Source organism: Streptomyces cylindrosporus, from assembly GCF_022698165.1.
GTDB lineage: Bacteria > Actinomycetota > Actinomycetes > Streptomycetales > Streptomycetaceae > Streptomyces > Streptomyces cylindrosporus.
In genome coordinates, this window is sequence record NZ_JALDAY010000008.1 from 407,219 (window position 1) to 423,965 (window position 16,747).

Consider the following 16,747-nt stretch of genomic DNA (forward strand, 5'->3'; position numbering starts at 1 on the left):
GGGCGACCCTGCCTCAGACCTGCACCCGCGCCTGCTTCCTGACCTCCGCCAGCCGCTGGACGCCCAGTTGCAGTGCCCCGTTCGTCGCGTCGGCCGACACGTCCCCCAGGCCGCCGTGGGTGAGGGCGATCGTGTCGTCGCCGATCCGGACCGCGGCCACGTCCAGCGTGAGCACCGTCTGCTCGCCGTCCGCGTTCTCGCCGCTCAGCACGGCCCGCAGGCCCTGGCGGGCGTCCCCGGCGTTCGGCAGCGCGGCCTCCGTGACGTGGACGTTCTGTACGGCGCCGTGCTCGGTGACCGCCGTGAACGTACCGCAGGTCCTCGGCAGCGTCTTCATCCACGCCAGCGTCCGGTCCACGTCCGCGACCGGGAGGTCGAGCACCTGGTAGCGCAGCTGCGCCTGGTCCATCGCGTCGTCGAGGCCGGTCACCGCGCGGGTGCCGGCGTCGCCGCCGAACAGGTCGTCGGCGTACAGGGCGTCCAGCAGCCGCTTGCAGTCCGGCGCCTCGGTGGTGGCCTTGAGCAGCCCGTCCCGCCAGGTCGCGGCGCCCTGGGTCGGCGCCCACGGCTCACCCAGGTCGGTCGCGGTGACCAGCGCGGCCTGGGCCTGCGCCTGGGTGAGCGAGCGGGGTGAGACCGCGGTGCTCGCCGAGGGCCTGGCGGTGGGGGAGACGGTCGGCAGCGGGGCGTGGGCCTGCGGCATGGTCGACAGACAGCCGCTCGTGCCGAGCAGTACGCCGGAGGTGAGGACGGTGAGGACGGACGCGGTGAGGAGACGGCGGGCGGCGGGGGTGCGGGGCATCGGGGCCTCCTCGGCGCGTACAAGATCGGCGGTGACTGACTCCACGGGACCACCAAGCACCGGGTCCCACCAGCGCGCCGGTCCGTCCGGGGTACGGGGGGCCCGCCTCGGAAAACCGCTCGCGCCGCCGTCGCGCGCCGGGCTACCGTCCTCGTATGCAGCGCGACCGGTCGTTCCCGACGACGACGCCGGAGAGAGTCCCGGCGCGCTGAGTCCTGTACTGGATGTCCTAAGCCCCGGGGCGAGTGCCCCGGGGCTTCTTCGTGGTCGCTCGCCCCTCCCGCCCTTTCGACGCGAGGAGAACCGCCATGCACGACCACCGACGTCTCGGCCGTGAACTGGAACTGTTCGACACCGATCCGCTGATGGGCGCGGGGCTGCCGTACTGGCTGCCCGACGGCGCGATCGTGCGGCACACCCTGGAGGAGTACGTCCGGGAGCTCGAGCGCGCCGCCGGATACCGGCACGTGTACTCGCCCGTGCTCGGCAAGCGCGAGCTGTACGAGATCTCCGGGCACTGGTCCCACTACGGCGACGACATGTTCCCGCCGATGGAGCTGGGCTCGGAGGAGGTCGTCCTGCGGCCCAGTCTGTGCCCGCATCACGCGCTGATCTACCGGTCCCGGTCGCACAGCTACCGCGAACTGCCGCTCCGCATCGCCGAGTTGGGCGGGATGTACCGCGCCGAGCTGTCCGGGGTGCTGGGCGGGCTGACCCGGGTGCGGTCCATCCAGCTCAACGACGCGCACATCTTCTGCACCCTGGACCAGGCCGTCGACGAGGCCCGCGACGCCCTCGCGCTCATCGCCCGCGCCTACGCCGACCTCGGCATCCGTGCGCACCGGTACCGGCTCTCGCTGCCCGGTGAGGGCGGCAAGTACGTCGCCGATCCGGGGCTGTGGCAGCGGGCGACCGGGTTGCTGAAGGAGGTGCTGGCCGAGGCGGGGGTGGAGTACGAGGAGGCGGCGGGGGAGGCGGCGTTCTACGGGCCGAAGATCGATGTGCAGATCGTGGACCCGGCCGGGCGTGAGGCCACCCTGTCCACCGTGCAGATCGACTTCCACCAGCCCGAGCGGTTCGACCTGCACTACATCGGCGCGGACGGGGCGAAGCACCGGCCGGTGATGGTGCACCGCAGCATCATCGGCAGCGTCGAGCGGGTGGTCGCGCATCTCGTCGAGGTGCACGGCGGCGCGTTTCCGGCCTGGCTCGCGCCGGTGCAGCTGGTGGTGCTGCCGGTGGCGGAGGAACAGCGGGAGCGGGCGGAGGAGTTGGTACGGCGGGCGGTGGCGCGAGGCGTACGGGCGGAACTCGCCGGTCCGGAGGAGGGCACCCTCGGGTCGCGGATCCGGGCGGCGCGGCTGGTGCCGTACCAGGCGGTGATCGGGGAGCGGGAGGCCGACGGGGGGCGGGCGGCGCTGCGGCTGCGGGGCGGGCGGCGGGTGGGGGTCGTCGGCGGGGAGGAGCTGCTGGAGGGGGTGCTGGAGGGGGTGCGCCGGGGCGTGCGTCGTGGGTCGGGGTCGGGGCGGTACGGCGAACCCGCCGCCGACGGTGTCACCGTCCGTTGGGAAGCGGGCGAGCCCGAGTCGTGACGTACGCGGCGGGTTGCGCCGCACCGCCCCGACCCACTCCCGTGCGTGTGCGCCTGCCGGCCGGTGGGGGCGGGGGGCCGGGGGGGCGGTCGGGTCGGGGTCGGGTGTTTGCGGCCGCGGGTCGCTGTAGAGCCCGGCCCCGGTACCGCGCGTGCGCGCGGGTGGGTTGGTGGGGGCCGCGCGGGTCGGGTCGGGTCCGGTCCGGTTGTCTTGCGGCTGCGGATCGCTGTGCCGCTCGGGCCCGCTCCCGTGCGTGCGCGTCGGGCGGGGTCCGTTGTTCTGGGGCTGGCCGGCGGAGGTGTTGGCTGTGATCTGGGGGCGGGTGTGGTCGTAGGGTCGGTGGCGTCCGGCCGCGTGGGGTGGTTCGGGGATGGGAGGGTGTTGGGATGTCCGGTTTGCCTGTTCCGGTGATCATCGACTGTGACACGGGGGTCGACGACGCGCTTGCGCTGTTGCTCGCCGTGCGGCATCCCGGGCTGGATCTGCGTGCCGTCACCTGTGTTGCCGGGAACACCGACGTCGACGGGGTCGTGCGCAACACGCTGACCGTGCTGGAGGTGGCCGGGGCCGGGGACGTTCCCGTCGGGCGGGGTGCCGAGCGGCCGTTGATCGAGCGGGCCCGGTCGGCTCGGCATGTGCACGGCGAGGACGGTATGGGGGATATCGGGGGATTGCCCGTGCCCAGGCGGGCTGCCGCCGATGTCGATGCCATTGCCTTGCTGCGGCGCGAGATTCTTGCCTCTCCGCGGCCCGTCACGCTCATTCCGACCGCGCCGCTCACCAACATCGCGCTGCTCCTTCGTACCCACCCCGAAGTCGTCCGCAACATCGAGCGGATCGTCTTCATGGGCGGCGCGGTCGCCACCGGGAACGCCACGCCCGTCGCCGAGTTCAACGTCTGGCACGACCCGGAGGCCGCCGCGGTGCTGCTCACCGCCGGAGTGCCGATCACCATGTACGGCCTGGATGTCTTTCAGCGGGTCGTCGTCCCCGGTGCGGACATAAGGCGCCTGCGCGCGAGTACGGACCCGGGCACCCGGCTCGCCGGTGAGCTCCTCGCGCACCGGCCCTCCGCTCCCGACCCCGACGGCGACGACCCCTCCGGCGGACTCGGCGACGCGGGCGCGGTCTGCGCGGTGATCGACCCGGAGGGGATCGGCACTCGGCTGCTGCCCGTCGAGGTCTCACTGGCGCCCGGGCCGACCCGCGGGCAGACCATCGTCGACCGGCGTGCGCGACCGGGCGAGGCCGAGATCCACGAAGGGGGCCGGCAACAGGCCATGGTGCACGTGGCGTTGGACGTCGACGTCGAGCGGTACGTGAAGCTGTACCTGGAGACCGTCGAGCGAACTGACTGAATTTCCCGAAAGGTGAAGTGCGGTGTCCGAATGCCGCCTTGTCCGGGTCCGTGTGGCTGGGCAACGCTCGTGGGGCACCGTCCGACACTCCACCGCTCGGAGAACCCCCCCATGCTGCGCGTGCACTTCACGGCGGAGGACATCGCGCGCGTGCGCGTGGCCGCCGTACCCGATCCGCTCTGGGAGATCGCCAACAGCTTCCAGTTGTTGGCCTCTTCCGACGACTCCCCCGTGTTCGGGCAGTGGCGCCGTCTCGTACGGCCGCTGCTCGGGCCGGCCGACGCCCTGCTCACCACGCTGCTGCCGCCCCGCGGCTACTCGCCCGACTTCCTCACCCCCGACCGGCACGGCACCCTCGACCTGGCGAGCGCGGTCGACACCGTGCTGGCCACGCCCCGCACCCGGCTGCGCGCCGACCTGACCCGGCTCGCGGGCTCCCCGCACCGCCGCCGGACCCTGCGGGACCTCCGGCCGCTCGCCGACGGCGACCCCGACGCGCTACGGCGGCTCGGTGCCGCCCTGCACGGATACCACCGGCGTGCCCTGGCGCCGTTCTGGCCGCGGATCCGGGCCCAGGTGGACGCCGACCGGCAGGACCGGGCCCGGGCGGCGCTCGCGGGTGGCGTCGACGGGCTGCTCGCGGGGTTCTCGCCCGCGCTGCGCTGGAGCCCGCCGGTGCTGGAGGCCGACTATCCCGTCGGGCGCGAGGTGCATCTGCGCGGGCGGGGGCTGGTCCTGCAGCCCTCGTTCTTCTGCGTGCGAAGACCCGTCATGCTCGCCGACCCGGCCGCAGACCGGGCGCCGGTCCTCGTGCATCCCATCGAGCACACCCTCGGCTGGGCCGGCGGGCCCGGCGACGGGCGGTCCGGGGCGGAGCTGGGGGCGCTGCTCGGGCGTACCCGGGCGGCGATCCTGGAGGACGTCGTGACCGGCCGCACCACCGGTGAACTGGCCGAGCGGGCCGGCATATCGGGGGCGGCGGCCAGTCAGCACACGGCGGTGCTGCGGCGGGCGGGGCTGCTGCTGAGCGTGCGGCGCAAGCGGTACGTCCTGCACACCATCACCCCCGCGGGCCTCGCCCTCCTCACCGGCGCACGAACCTCCGTTTAAGGCACGGCTTCAACTCGTGGCGCTCCCCTCGCCCGGACAGCAAGGCTGGGTCACGACCAAGTCGCCTTTCGACACAGGGGGTTGAACCAGAATGCGCGACAAGTTAAGGATCGCGAAGGCGGTGGGCGCGATCGTCTTCACCATCGGCGGTGTCCTCGGCGCCGCGTCGACGGCCCAGGCGGCCGGCCAGAGCGCCCAGTCCTACGCGGGCTGCGACGACGGCTATGTGTGCCTCTACGTGGGGGCGAGCTGGAACAACAACAGCCCGGAGCACACGTACTACACCTACGGCGTGCACAAGCTGTACGACGAGTACGGGACGCACCGCTGGTTCAACAACCAGACCGGCAGTGCCACGACGCGGCTGTGCGTCAACAGCGACGGCACGAACTGCACCGGCAAGCTCCTGCCGTACAACTACACGGACATCGACCTGACGCCGTACAACTCGATCAGGCTCGACCCGTCCTGACTGCCGGGAGGCGGACCGACGAGCGCCCCGGAGCGGGGGTCTCCGGGGCGCTCGTCCTCAGGGGGGTGGTTCAGGAGCGGGACGTGCGGCGGCGTCGCGTCGTCACGACGATGGCCGCGCCGGCCGCGAGCAGGGCGGCCGCGCCGCCCGCGATGATGCCGCTGTCGCTGCCGCCACCCGTCTCCGCGAGGTCACCGCCGCCGCCGTTCGGGGACGGCGAGGAGACCGGGGTCGCGGTCGACTCGGAGGCGGACGGGGTGGGGGACCCGGTCGACGGCGTCTCGGTGGTCGGCGGGGTCGTCTCCCCGGCCGGGGCCGACGGCGGCGTGGAGGCGGGCGGGGTGGAGGCCGGCGGGGTGGTCGGGGGCTGCGACTCGGTGGTCGTGCAGTCCTTCGTGCCGCCGTTCCAGGAAGCGATCAGCTTGTCCTTGATGACCGCGTGGTCGGGACCGGCGGGAAGGTCGCCGTGCTCGAAGCCGTCGTTCGCGTCGAGCTTGCCGTCGAACTTCGTGGCGCCCCGGTAGAGGTCGATCTGCGCGAAGCAGCCGGCGTCCGGCACGGCGATGTCGAGGGTGTCGGTCTTGCCGGGCTTCACGGTCACCGTGTCGAAGTCGTGGAAGACCTGCTGGCCGGAGGTGGCGAAGGTGGCGCCGTGGGCCAGGTAGGAGGCGAGCGAGGCGGTGCACGTGGTGGCGTCACCGGCGGTGCGGACCGTGACGTGGACCTTGCCGTCGTCCGTCGGCTTGAGGTTCAGGTCGTCGACCTTGACCGAGGGGTAGAAGTTCTTGCCGTCGAGGGAGAATTCGCAGCGGTCGGTCTCGGTCTTCGAACCGGCGCCCGTCCCGGGCTTGTAACTGCCACCGGACTCCCAGCCGTCGCCGCCCGGGCAGTCACCGGCCCAGGCGACGGAGGCGGTGGCGGCGCAGATCGCGAGCGACGCGGCGCCCGTTCCCAGCAGGCGTCGCACGATGACACGGCTCGCTATGGACATGCGGATCCCCATCTCGGCATGCAGGACCCGGGCACGGCGGCGCAGGGCAGCATGCGGCGGCCGGCCGTACCGGGATGATGGTCTGAGTAACACCGGTCCCACTGGTCACATGGGTCTCAGGTGCGATCACATCGTGGATCCCGCGGTCGAACGCTGTCAACCTGCGGTAACGCAGCGGTAGTTCAATGCTCCATCACAATTTCGCCACAGCAGGAACAGACGGCTCCGCATCCGGTCGCCGCCCGTCTCCCGCTGCTCGTTCCGCCTGCCGCCCGTTCACCCCACCGTCGGGCTCGGGCTCGCGCCCGTACCGGCCGAGGACTCGCCCGGCAGGACCGGCGGCTGGGTGGTGCTGTCCACCGGCGGCGTGAGCACGATCTGCGGCTGGCCGGCGACCGGGGGCGGCGGGGTGAGATCCTTGGCGGGCAGCTTCGGCGGGGTCGTCTCCTGGAAGAGGACCTGGTCGAAGTTGACCAGCCCGGTGTTCTCCATGACGGTGATGTGGTCCAGCACCGTTGCGTTGGCCTGGTCGGCCAGCGCCCGCACCACGGTGTTCTTGGTCGTCGAGCGGATCTTCGCGATCGTGTTGAAGATCGAACCGTGCGTCACCCGCAGGATGTTGGCGAAGTCCGTGTCGAACTGCTTGCCGGAGTCCGCGGAGAGGGTGTTGACGAAGCCGACCTGCTGGGGGCTGGCCACGTTGGGGATCGTGATGTTCAGCATCGTGCTGATCTTGCGGCAGCTGGCGTCCAGTGCGGCGTGCCCGTCGATCAGGTGCTTGCTGGCGGTGATGACCGCCTTGCTCTGCCCCTTCTTCAGGCCCAGCTGGCCGACGGGGTACTCCCACAGGCCCGCCGCGCGCACCTTGACCACGAAGTCGCGGTCCGCCTCGGTGAGCGGCCCCCACTGGGTCTGCGCGATGACTCTCGACCCCGAACTGGACACGGTGTTGACGCCGAGCATCGCGGGATAGGCGAGAGCCGCGAGAGTGATACTGAGGGCTCCGCCCACGAAGAGCGTTCCCGTCGCGTTCCGCGAAAAGCGCACCGTGCCTCCTGCCCGGTCGGGGATACCGCCCCTGGTCGTGCGGCGGTTGGTCGGACGAAGGGGAGTACGGATCACAACGGGCCACTGAACCTTTTGATTTGGTAAAGAACGGCGGATGTGAGGCACGCCATTCCGTCCCCGGGCGTCAGGAGGGGTTGTCGGCGGTGCTGCTGATGGTGCTCATGACAAGAGTTGACGGAATGTTGACCAGTTGACGGGTGAGCCGGGAGGAAACCCCGACCTAGATTCGGGCCATGCCCCCACAGCCCCAGCCCAGGGTCCCCGCGGCCCTTCCCGTCCTGCCCTACCGCAAGCCCACCAAGGGCCGCGACTACTGGGTGTTCGACGACGTCCTGCCGGACGTGGACGCCGTGCGGGAACGCTGTCTGGCCAAGGACGACTGGGTACGGGGCTACCCGTACACCTCGGAGACCTGGCCGGGCCTGCGCACCATGCCGGGCCTGGAGCCGGCCGAACTCGCCGTCGTGGAACGGCTGGTGAGGAAGGCGACCGGCGCGAAGGAGCTCTGGGTGCAGCAGGCGCCCGGCGGTGGCACCCTCAACCACAACTGCGTCCAGGTCGTCGGCGAGGGCGAGAGCGAGCCGCGCCCGCACACCGACTCGCGGGCACTGTGCCGGTACGCGGCCGTGCTCTACCTCAACCCCGGCGTCGGCAAGGACTGCGGCACCGCCTTCTACCGCCAGTCCCTGCCCGGCGGCCGGCTCGGCGGCAACGTGGTGCAGGCCCCGCACAACAACCTCGTCGAGGCCCTCGGCACCCGGTTCGTGCCCGGGGACCACTTCGAGGAGGACGTGCGCGTCCCGCACAAGTACAACCGCCTGCTCCTCTACAACGCCAACCTCGTGCACAGCGCGACCGCGTACACCGGCAGGACGCTGGAGGAGAAGCGGATGACCGCGGTCTTCTTCTGGATGGCCTGATTCCGGATGGCCTGACGTCAATGTGGATGGCCTGACGTCGCTACGAGTGTCCGAGTCCGCCGCTGCCGAAGCTGCCGCTGCTGCCCGGCAGCCAGCGCCTGCGGTGCTGGTCCCTTCCCGTCCTGCTGCCCGAGTGGTGGAGGTCGTAGGGCATGAGACGCTGCCCGTCCTGCGCCCGCGGGACCTCGTCCGGCTCCCGCATCTCGCGCGTCTCCCACACCGGACCGTCGGCGGGGAGATGGGGCTGCTCGTCCGGATTCGGCCGCGGCAGCTCGCGGTCGCGGACCCTCATGCCGAACTGCACGGCCCAGATCAGTGCACCGGCGATGATCAGGCCACCGACAAAGGCGGCGATCACGTTGAGTACCTCGCTCGACGTGGCCGCTACTACAAACGTCGCCGTACTCATGACTCGATTATCGACCCAAACGGGAAGAATGGGGAGATCGAGACCGTGCGGATGGCCGACTACGACGACCCGGACTGGCCCCGCCGGGCCGCCGAGACGGTCACCGCGCTGCGATCCGCGACCCCCGGGCTCTACGTCGGCCCGGAGCACATCGGCTCCACGGCACGTGGTGACGTACGACAGCCGGCCCACCAGGAATCAGCGGATTCTCCGCGACTACCTGCGCGCCCACCCCGAGGAGGCCGCCCGCTACGGGCAGGCCAAGCGGGCCCTGGCCGCGGCCGGGAGACCGGCCCGGGACTACGCGCGGACCAAGACGGCCATCGTCCAGGAACTCACCGACCGCGCCCGCGCCGCCCGCGCCCGCGCCGACCGCGGGCTGCCGTCGGAGCCGGTGTGGGCGTAGGGCTTCAGACGTCCGCGTCCCGCGGCAGCACCGTCACCCGGTGGAAGTTGCACAGCCTCGTCGACAGGTCCTGGGCCAGGGGGCGGGCCTGGTGGGCGGCGTGTGCCTTGAGGGCCACGCTGACCAGGCTGAGCAGGAGGTCGACGTCGGTGTCGCAGTCCAGGTGCACGGTGACCCAACGGGAGCCCGGGACCATACGGATCGCGGTCGACTCCGCGAAGTCGTAGTGCAGCCGCTGGATCGCGTGCGCGGTGAGGTGGAGGTCCACGTCCCGGTCGGAATGGAAGTGGACGATCTCGTCCCGGGCGTACCTGAGCGCACGGCCCGTGCCGCAACTGGTCGGACACGGCGTGAGATCGGGCCATGCCTCCAGTGCCGTCATGGCTTTCTGGGCCGGTGTCATGAACCCATAGTGCGGTGCTCACCACGCAGCCACCAGAGATTGGAGGATTCGTAACCCGTAGGAGACGGATCCGGACGTGCCGGGGACGCCTCCTGTGCGGACACCTCCACAGACGTCCCACTGAAATGACATGGACCGTTCATTCGTTGGCCATAGATCACGCCACGCAGCGACAGGAACCGGCCATTGACTCTCTCCGCGCGGCACCACCAGGGCACGCGTAGGGGGCGAATCGTTTCCTTTGGGGGGCGCACGTGCTGTCCGCTCAGAAGGATTCCGGCAGACCGGAATCCGACGGATCGGAGTCCGGTAGACCGGGGTTCGGCAGATCGGAGTCCGGCAGACCGGGGTCCGGTGGACCGGAGTCCGATCCGACCGTGCCGCACAGGCCGCAGTCGGCCTGCGGGCTCGGCGACCGGCTCTTCCGGCACCAGTTGACCGCGACCGGCGTCGTCGTGCTCGCCATCATGGCGGCCGTCGGGCTGTTCCTGCTGCTGCGTGCCGCGCAGGCGCTGCGCGCGGTGGGCGTCGTCAAGTTCCTCACCACGGCCGAATGGCAGCCGGACGTCCACAAGTTCGGCATCGCGGCCGTCCTCACCGGCACCCTGCTGGTGGCCGCCGTCGCGGTCGTCGTCTCCGTCCCGCTGGCGGTCGGCACGGCGCTGTTCATCTCGGACGTCGCCCCGCGCAAGCTGCGCCGCACCCTGGTCACGATGGTCGACCTGATGGCGGCCGTCCCCTCGGTGGTGTACGGCCTGTGGGGGCTCTTCTTCTTCCAGCAGCACGTCATCGGCCTGTCCCGCTGGCTGTCCGACTGGCTCGGCTGGATCCCCGTCTTCAAGGTGGACGGCACCCAGCCGGGCGAGCCGCTCGCCTCGGACAGCGTCTACACGGCGTCCACCTTCGTGGCCGGCCTGGTCGTCGCGCTGATGGTCGCGCCGATCCAGTGCTCGGTGATGCGCGAGGTGTTCGCACAGGCACCGGCCGGTGAGCGGGAGGGCGCGTACGCGCTCGGCGCGACCCGCTGGGGCATGATCCGCTCGGTCGTCCTGCCGTACGGCATGGGCGGGATCATCGGCGGCACGATGCTGGGGCTCGGCCGGGCGATGGGCGAGACGATCGCCGTCTACATGATCATCTCGCCGGTCTTCGTGATCCAGCCCCACATCCTGCAGACCGGCTCGAACTCGGTCTCCTCGCTCATCGCCCTGCACTACGGCGACGCGTCCACCTTCGGCATGTCGGCGCTGATGGCGGCGGGCCTGGCGCTGTTCCTGCTCACCCTGGCGGTCAACTTCACCGCCTCCTCCATCGTGGCCCGTTCCCGGTCCGGCGCGCAGAGCGAGGCATGAGATGACCGTCGTAGAAGAGACTCCTCCGGCGGAGGCCGCCGCGGTCGAGGCGGTACCCCTCGCCCCCGAGGTCCCCGACGTCCCGCGCCGCATCGGCGGGCTCACCCGCTCCGGTGTGCTGTCCCTCTTCGACGCCTCCACCTTCGGCATGTCGGCGCTGATGGCGGCGGGCCTGGCGCTGTTCCTGCTCACCCTGGCGGTCAACTTCACCGCCTCCTCCATCGTGGCCCGTTCCCGGTCCGGCGCGCAGAGCGAGGCATGAGATGACCGTCGTAGACGAGACTCCTCCGGCGGAGGCCGCCGCGGTCGAGGCGGTACCCCTCGCCCCCGAGGTCCCCGACGTCCCGCGCCGCATCGGCGGACTCACCCGCTCCGGTGTGCTGTCCCTCTTCGGCGCGGCAGCCTCCGGCCTGTGCACGGCGGTGCTGCTGTTCGGTGAACTCGCGCCATTCTCGGGCTCGTTGGGCTTCTTCGTCACCGCCTATGCCGCCTTCCTGCTCGTCTACGCCGTGCTGACCGGCCTGGAGGAGGACGGGCAGGCGGTACGGGACCGGGTGATGACGGTCGTGCTGTGGACGGCGGCGGGGCTGCTGTTCACCGCGCTCGCCCTGGTCGTCGGCTTCACCGCCTGGCGCGGCCGCGAGGCCCTGCCGCACGGCAACTTCTTCACCCAGGACATGCAGGCGGCGGGCCCCCTGGACCCGCTGACCAACGGCGGCATCGCGCACGCCATGCTCGGCACGCTCATCATGATCACCATCGCGCTGACGATCACGGTTCCGCTGGGCCTGGCCTGCGCGGTGTACCTGAACCAGATCCCGGGCCGCTTCTCCCGCTTCGTCCGCACGATCGTCGAGGCGATGACGGCGCTGCCCTCCATCGTCGCGGGCCTGATGGTGTACGCGGTCTGGATCCTCGGGCTCGGCATGCAGAAGTCGGGCCTGGCGGCCGGGTTCGCGATCAGCGTGATGATGCTCCCGATCGTGATCCGCGCGGCGGACGTCGTCCTGCGCCTGGTGCCGGGCAACCTCACCGAGGCGGCGGAGGCGCTGGGCGCGCCGCGCTGGCGGACGGTCTGGCACGTCGTCCTCCCGACGGCCCGCTCGGGCCTGGCGACGGCGGTCATCCTCGGCACGGCGCGAGGCATCGGCGAGACGTCCCCGGTCCTCCTGACGGCAGGCTTCACGGCGGCCCTGAACGCCAACCCGACGAACGGCCCGATGATCTCCCTCCCGCTCGCGGTCTTCAACTTCGTCCGCTCACCGGAGCCGACGATGATCGCGCGGGGTTTTGGGGCGGCGGCGGTGTTGATGGCCCTGGTGTTGGTGCTCTTCGCGATAGCGCGCGTCATCGGGGGACGCGGGCCGGGCCACCAGAGCAAACGGCAAGCACGCAGGGCGGCGAGGGCATCCCGACAGGACCTCGAAAGGTTCGACGAGCTCAACGCCGCAAGGGGCGCGGGGAACTGCGCGACCAGCCACGAAGCACCCGCACCCGACGACGAACCCGCATCCGCGCCCACACACGGAGACAGCCACTGATGTCCAGCCTTGTCACCAACGCCCTCAAGCGGCTGGGCATCCTGGCCGCACTCATAGGCATCCTCGCCGTCCCCACCACCGCAACCCCCGCCCAGGCCGACAGCTACACCCCCATCGCCGGCGCAGGCTCCACCTGGGCCGAGAACGCCGTCGACGAATGGCGCCGCGCCGTCAACCAGTACGGCATGCGCATCAGCTACGCCGGCACCGGTTCCTCCGACGGCCGCCGCCAATTCCTCAGCGGCACCGTCGACTTCGCCGTCTCCGACATCCCCTTCCAGACGCACCCCACCGACGGCAGCGCGGCCGAACGCCCGGCCGCCGGAAGCTACGCCTACATGCCGATCGTCGCCGGCGGCACCGTCTTCATGTACCACCTGACGGTCAACGGCAAGCGCGTCACCAACCTCCGCCTCTCCGGAGACGTCGTCACCAAGATCTTCACCGGCGTCATCAAGACCTGGGACGACGCGGCGATCAAGGCCGACAACCCCGGCATCCAGCTCCCGCACCGCACGATCGTCCCGGTCGTCCGCTCCGACGGCTCCGGCTCCACCGCCCAGTTCACGATGTGGATGGCCAACCAGCACAAGGCGCTGTGGAACGCCTACTGCGCCAAGGTCGGCCGCTCGGGCGCGTGCGGGCAGACGTCGTACTACCCGACCGTCTCGGGCATGATCGCCCAGTCCGGCGACCTCGGCGTCGCGGGTTACGTCGCCCAGAACTACGGCGAGGGCGCGATCGGTTACGTCAACTACTCCTACGCCCTCAACGCGCACTATCCGGTCGCCAAGGTCCTCAACCACGCGGGCTACTACACCGAGCCCACCCCGCAGAACGTGGCGGTCTCGCTCCTCAAGGCGAAGATCAACACCAACAAGAGCTCGGCGGACTACCTCACCCAGCAGCTCGACGGCGTCTACAACGACAGCGACCGGCGCAACTACCCGCTGTCCAGCTACTCGTACATGATCCTGCCGCTGAAGGAACAGGGCACCTTCACCAAGGCCAAGGGCAAGACGCTCGGCGCGTTCTCGTACTACTTCATGTGCCAGGGCCAGCAGCAGGCGCCCGACCTCGGCTACTCGCCGCTGCCGATCAACCTGGTGCAGGCCGGCTTCGACCAGATCCGCCGGATCCCGGGCGTGAAGACGCAGAACATCAACATCAAGGGCTGCAACAACCCGACCTTCACCGCCAGCGGCCGCAACCGGCTGGCGGAGACCGCGCCGTACCCGAAGGCCTGCGACAAGAAGGGCGCCGCGCCCTGCGCGACGGGCAGCGGCGGCGCCAAGTCCGGGAGCAGCGGCGGTAGTTCGGGCGGCAGCGGTACGGCGGGCGGGTCCTCCGGCGGTACCGCCGCGGGCGGCACGAGCGGCGGCAACACCGCGGCGGGCGGCGCGTCCGGTGGCTCCGGTCAGCCGTCCGTCGACCCGGACACCGGCCAGACCCTCTCCCCGGACGGCAGCGGCACCGCGGCCACGGCCGCGGGCGGCACCGTCGCGCTCGCCCAGCCGGTCGCGGTGGCCGGGCGCAGCGGCTGGACCAGCACCCAGACGCTGATGGTGCTGGCCGCCTTCCTGGTCCTCGGGCTGATCCTGCTGCCCTCGATCGTCTCGCGCCTCATCGGCCGTGCCTCGGAGCGGAGTTCGCGATGACCGGAGCCAGATTCGCCTTCGCCGGACGGGAGTTCGCGATGAATCGGGTACGACGTCTGCTGGTGCGGGCCGTCGCCGGAGCCACCGTCGGCGCGCTCGCCGGGTTCGCGGTGGCCCAGTCCGCGCCGCCCGCCACGGCGGCGAGCGGATCGGCCGTCACCGTCTCCGGGCGGGGCGAGTTCAAGGACATGAGGTTCACGGTCTCCCAGACCAGCCATCTCACCAGCCAGGCCGTCACGGTCTCCTGGACCGGCGGCGCCTCGACCAGCTTCGCGGGCACGCAGTTCAACACCGACTTCGTGCAGATCATGCAGTGCTGGGGCGACGACGACGGCACGGTCCCGTCCAACCCCGGCCCGCCGCGCACCCAGTGCCAGTACGGGGCCTCGCCCACGACCGACCGCTCCAGCTGGCCCGGCAACGACTACGACGACACCCGCAAGGTCTTCTACAGCGCCGACCCCACCAACTACGGCCAGGACAACCGCTACGGCGCCGCGAACCCCAACGCGCCCGGCGAGGTCCCCTTCAAGTCGGTCGACGGCACGACGATCACCACCAACACCCAGAACAACCAGTTCTTCAACCGCAACACCACCAACGAGGTCGACTTCGCCCGCACCGGCGCCGACGGCACCGGCAGCGAGTTCTTCGAGGTGCAGACCGCGAACGAGGCCCCGCACCTCGGCTGCGGCGCCCCGGTGAAGACCAACGGCGTGACCAAGCCGCGCAGTTGCTGGCTGGTGATCGTCCCGCAGGGCCACCTCGACCTCGACGGCAAGCCGTACACCGACACCAGCCAGGTCAACGCGGGCTCCCCGGTCTCCTCCACCAACTGGGCCAACCGGGTCGCCATCCCGCTGCACTTCAACTCCGTCGGCACCAACTGCGCGCTCGGCGCGAAGGAACGCCCCACCACCGGCAGCGAGCTGGCCGCCGACGCCATGACCAGCTGGCAGGCGGCCCTGTGCCCCACCGGCAAGGTGTACAGCTACACCGAGATGGGCGAGCCCGACGCCCGCGCCCGGCTGAGCAACGACGGCTCCTCCGGACTCACCTTCACCACCCGGGCACTGGGCGCCGACGCCAGCTCGGCCGCGCCCTCGGACACCACGACGTACGCGCCCGTGGCCCTGTCCGGAGCGGTCATCGGCTTCACCATCGAGCGCAGACCGAAGGCGGACGCGCCCGCCTCCATCGAGAAGCTCGCCGGCACGAAGGTCATGTCGGTCAAGCTGACCCCGCGCCTGGTCGCCAAGCTGCTCACCGAGTCGTACCGCAACTCCCCCTGGGGAGCGGTGATCAGCGGCGCCGCCGCCAAGGGCTACGGCTGGGCGAGGAACAACCCGGCGGGCCTGGCGAGCGATCCCGAATTCATCGCCCTGAACCCGGAGTTCGCGTACCTCTCGGTCTCGGAGACGCCGGCCACCGACACCGACCTGATGACCTCGCTCGGCCACACCGACAGCGCCCGAGCGCTGTGGCAGTGGATCACCTCGGACAAGGAGGCCCGGCAGTTCCTCGCCGGTGTCCCCGACGACGACGGCATGCGGGTCAACCCGTACTACAGCACCAACGCCGACCTGAACCCGACCGGCGCCGCGTTCGACCCGTCGAGCCTCGACGAGTACCCGAAGAGCGACCCCTGGTGCACGATCCCGCCCGGCAGCGGCGCCACGCTCAAGCAGTGCATGACCGACTTCCACCCGTACGTCGAGGACATGCACGCCGGTGCCCTGCACACCCGGCGCGCCGACACCCTGTGGAAGTCGAGCTGGGACGCGCTCGCGAGCCCGCCGGCCTTCAAGAGCCCCGGCCCGCAGAACGTCGGCTCCCGCTTCGTCATCACCGTCACGGACGCGGCCTCGGCGGCGCGCTACGGCCTCCAGACCGCCCAACTCCGCAACGCCGCCGGCAAGTTCGTCGCCCCGACCGCCGCGTCCCTGACCGCCGCCGCGAACAGCGCCACCGGCAAGGGCGCCGCCGAGATCACCCCGGCGGGCGCCAAGGCCAAGGGCGCCTACCCGCTGGCCCAGCTGGTCTACGCGGCCGTCCGCCCGGCCAAGCTCAAGACGGACGCCCGCAAGGACTACGCGGCGCTGTTGAAGTACGCGGCCGACTCCGGGCAGGTCAGCGGCGCCGACCCGGGCCGCTTGCCTGCCGGGTACGCCCCGCTCTCCGCCAAGCAGCGGGCGCGTACGGCCGCGGCTGCGACGGCGCTGCTCCACTACAAGGGGAGCTCGTCGAGCGGGAGTTCGGATTCGTCCGGTGGTTCGAACGGTGGCGACTCGGGCTCGGGCGGCGACGGCGGTACGGGCGGTACGGCGGCCGGCGGCGGTACGGGTGCCGGGGCCGGCGGCGGTGCCGGTGCCTCGCCGAGTGCGTCGGCCTCGTATGACGGGGGGAAGGCCCTGCAGACCACCGCCGCTGGCACCACGCCGGCCGACCCGGCGAATCCGCTGCGCTATGCCGTTCCGGTCGGTGCGGCGCTCGGGGCGGTTGCCGGGGCGGGGGCGCCCTTCGCGGGCGGACGACGTCTGCGGCTGCCACCGATGAGTTCCGTACGGACGGCACTACGTCGTCTGCCGGTCCGTCGTGGCTTGTCGCGCAGTTCCCCGCGCCCCTAGAGGGCGCTCCGCGCCCTCCCCAAAGACGGCCGCCCGCC

The 16,747-nt window shown here is 71.4% G+C and carries 16 protein-coding genes; 11 read left to right on the forward strand and 5 right to left on the reverse strand.

The genetic code is table 11. The annotated features are described in order from the left end of the window. Window positions 1-13 precede the first annotated feature (13 nt). A complete protein-coding gene (locus MQP27_RS27545) occupies window positions 14-802 on the reverse strand; it encodes a hypothetical protein (RefSeq protein ID WP_242768600.1) in 789 nt (262 codons plus the stop codon). 308 nt (window positions 803-1,110) lie between these two features. Between MQP27_RS27545 and thrS the strand changes: the two genes are divergently transcribed. The 4 genes from thrS (at window position 1,111) to MQP27_RS27565 (ending at window position 5,334) form a co-directional block, all read left to right on the forward strand. After that, complete coding sequence (gene thrS, locus MQP27_RS27550; protein WP_242768601.1) at window positions 1,111-2,394, forward strand: threonine--tRNA ligase; 1,284 nt, start codon at window positions 1,111-1,113, stop codon at window positions 2,392-2,394. 386 nt (window positions 2,395-2,780) lie between these two features. Next, on the forward strand, window positions 2,781-3,752 hold the full coding sequence (locus MQP27_RS27555; RefSeq protein ID WP_242768602.1) for a nucleoside hydrolase: 972 nt from the start codon (window positions 2,781-2,783) through the stop codon (window positions 3,750-3,752). Between the two features lie 111 nt (window positions 3,753-3,863). After that, the gene (locus MQP27_RS27560; RefSeq protein ID WP_242768603.1) at window positions 3,864-4,862 is read left to right on the forward strand and encodes an ArsR/SmtB family transcription factor; all 999 of its coding nucleotides are present in this window, start codon (window positions 3,864-3,866) and stop codon (window positions 4,860-4,862) included. 91 nt (window positions 4,863-4,953) lie between these two features. Continuing rightward, entirely contained in the window at window positions 4,954-5,334 is a 381-nt protein-coding gene (locus MQP27_RS27565) for a hypothetical protein (RefSeq protein ID WP_242768604.1), read from the forward strand. A 70-nt stretch (window positions 5,335-5,404) separates the two neighbouring features. Here the strand turns inward: MQP27_RS27565 and MQP27_RS27570 are convergent, their stop codons facing one another. Continuing rightward, window positions 5,405-6,325: an LAETG motif-containing sortase-dependent surface protein gene (locus tag MQP27_RS27570; RefSeq protein WP_242768605.1), complete on the reverse strand. Its 921-nt coding sequence runs from the start codon at window positions 6,323-6,325 to the stop codon at window positions 5,405-5,407. A 276-nt stretch (window positions 6,326-6,601) separates the two neighbouring features. Further along, window positions 6,602-7,336, reverse strand: coding sequence for a DUF4142 domain-containing protein (locus MQP27_RS27575; protein ID WP_242768779.1), 735 nt, complete (start codon window positions 7,334-7,336; stop codon window positions 6,602-6,604). A gap of 290 nt (window positions 7,337-7,626) precedes the next feature. Between MQP27_RS27575 and MQP27_RS27580 the strand changes: the two genes are divergently transcribed. Then, entirely contained in the window at window positions 7,627-8,313 is a 687-nt protein-coding gene (locus MQP27_RS27580) for a DUF6445 family protein (protein WP_242768606.1), read from the forward strand. 40 nt (window positions 8,314-8,353) lie between these two features. Here the strand turns inward: MQP27_RS27580 and MQP27_RS27585 are convergent, their stop codons facing one another. Continuing rightward, window positions 8,354-8,722, reverse strand: coding sequence for a DUF6479 family protein (locus tag MQP27_RS27585; protein WP_242768607.1), 369 nt, complete (start codon window positions 8,720-8,722; stop codon window positions 8,354-8,356). 169 nt (window positions 8,723-8,891) lie between these two features. On the opposite strand from MQP27_RS27585, the gene MQP27_RS51435 reads away from it, so the two are divergent. Next, entirely contained in the window at window positions 8,892-9,128 is a 237-nt protein-coding gene (locus tag MQP27_RS51435) for a GrpB family protein (RefSeq protein ID WP_242768608.1), read from the forward strand. Between the two features lie 4 nt (window positions 9,129-9,132). Here the strand turns inward: MQP27_RS51435 and MQP27_RS27595 are convergent, their stop codons facing one another. Then, complete coding sequence (locus MQP27_RS27595) at window positions 9,133-9,531, reverse strand: luciferase domain-containing protein (protein WP_242768609.1); 399 nt, start codon at window positions 9,529-9,531, stop codon at window positions 9,133-9,135. A gap of 377 nt (window positions 9,532-9,908) precedes the next feature. On the opposite strand from MQP27_RS27595, the gene pstC reads away from it, so the two are divergent. From pstC to MQP27_RS27620, 5 genes are read left to right on the forward strand one after another with little or no spacing between them, the layout of a single operon-like run. Beyond that, a complete protein-coding gene (gene pstC, locus MQP27_RS27600; RefSeq protein WP_242768610.1) occupies window positions 9,909-10,883 on the forward strand; it encodes a phosphate ABC transporter permease subunit PstC in 975 nt (324 codons plus the stop codon). A 1-nt stretch (window position 10,884) separates the two neighbouring features. Beyond that, window positions 10,885-11,145 (forward strand): hypothetical protein, encoded by a 261-nt coding sequence (locus MQP27_RS27605; protein WP_242768611.1) that lies wholly within the window; start codon window positions 10,885-10,887, stop codon window positions 11,143-11,145. 1 nt (window position 11,146) lies between these two features. Continuing rightward, window positions 11,147-12,424, forward strand: a complete 1,278-nt coding sequence (gene pstA, locus MQP27_RS27610; RefSeq protein ID WP_242768612.1) for a phosphate ABC transporter permease PstA — start codon at window positions 11,147-11,149, stop codon at window positions 12,422-12,424. After that, on the forward strand, window positions 12,424-14,082 hold the full coding sequence (gene pstS / locus MQP27_RS27615; protein ID WP_242768613.1) for a phosphate ABC transporter substrate-binding protein PstS: 1,659 nt from the start codon (window positions 12,424-12,426) through the stop codon (window positions 14,080-14,082). The genes pstA and pstS overlap by 1 nt, the downstream gene beginning before the upstream one ends. Next, window positions 14,079-16,709 carry a hypothetical protein gene (locus MQP27_RS27620; RefSeq protein WP_242768614.1) on the forward strand — a complete coding sequence of 877 codons (2,631 nt, stop codon included), beginning with the start codon at window positions 14,079-14,081 and terminating at the stop codon, window positions 16,707-16,709. Before pstS ends, MQP27_RS27620 begins: the two co-directional genes overlap by 4 nt. Window positions 16,710-16,747 lie beyond the last annotated feature (38 nt).

Excerpts from the sequence above, each read along its gene's own strand:
- MQP27_RS27545 (WP_242768600.1), bottom strand. The coding sequence starts at position 802 with ATGCCCCGCACCCCCGCCGCCCGCCGTCTCCTCACCGCGTCCGTCCTC.
- thrS (WP_242768601.1), top strand. The coding sequence starts at position 1,111 with ATGCACGACCACCGACGTCTCGGCCGTGAACTGGAACTGTTCGACACC.
- MQP27_RS27555 (WP_242768602.1), top strand. The coding sequence starts at position 2,781 with ATGTCCGGTTTGCCTGTTCCGGTGATCATCGACTGTGACACGGGGGTC.
- MQP27_RS27560 (WP_242768603.1), top strand. The coding sequence starts at position 3,864 with ATGCTGCGCGTGCACTTCACGGCGGAGGACATCGCGCGCGTGCGCGTG.
- MQP27_RS27565 (WP_242768604.1), top strand. The coding sequence starts at position 4,954 with ATGCGCGACAAGTTAAGGATCGCGAAGGCGGTGGGCGCGATCGTCTTC.
- MQP27_RS27570 (WP_242768605.1), bottom strand. The coding sequence starts at position 6,325 with ATGTCCATAGCGAGCCGTGTCATCGTGCGACGCCTGCTGGGAACGGGC.
- MQP27_RS27580 (WP_242768606.1), top strand. The coding sequence starts at position 7,627 with ATGCCCCCACAGCCCCAGCCCAGGGTCCCCGCGGCCCTTCCCGTCCTG.
- MQP27_RS27585 (WP_242768607.1), bottom strand. The coding sequence starts at position 8,722 with ATGAGTACGGCGACGTTTGTAGTAGCGGCCACGTCGAGCGAGGTACTC.
- MQP27_RS27595 (WP_242768609.1), bottom strand. The coding sequence starts at position 9,531 with ATGACACCGGCCCAGAAAGCCATGACGGCACTGGAGGCATGGCCCGAT.
- MQP27_RS27605 (WP_242768611.1), top strand. The coding sequence starts at position 10,885 with ATGACCGTCGTAGAAGAGACTCCTCCGGCGGAGGCCGCCGCGGTCGAG.
- pstA (WP_242768612.1), top strand. The coding sequence starts at position 11,147 with ATGACCGTCGTAGACGAGACTCCTCCGGCGGAGGCCGCCGCGGTCGAG.
- pstS (WP_242768613.1), top strand. The coding sequence starts at position 12,424 with ATGTCCAGCCTTGTCACCAACGCCCTCAAGCGGCTGGGCATCCTGGCC.
- MQP27_RS27620 (WP_242768614.1), top strand. The coding sequence starts at position 14,079 with ATGACCGGAGCCAGATTCGCCTTCGCCGGACGGGAGTTCGCGATGAAT.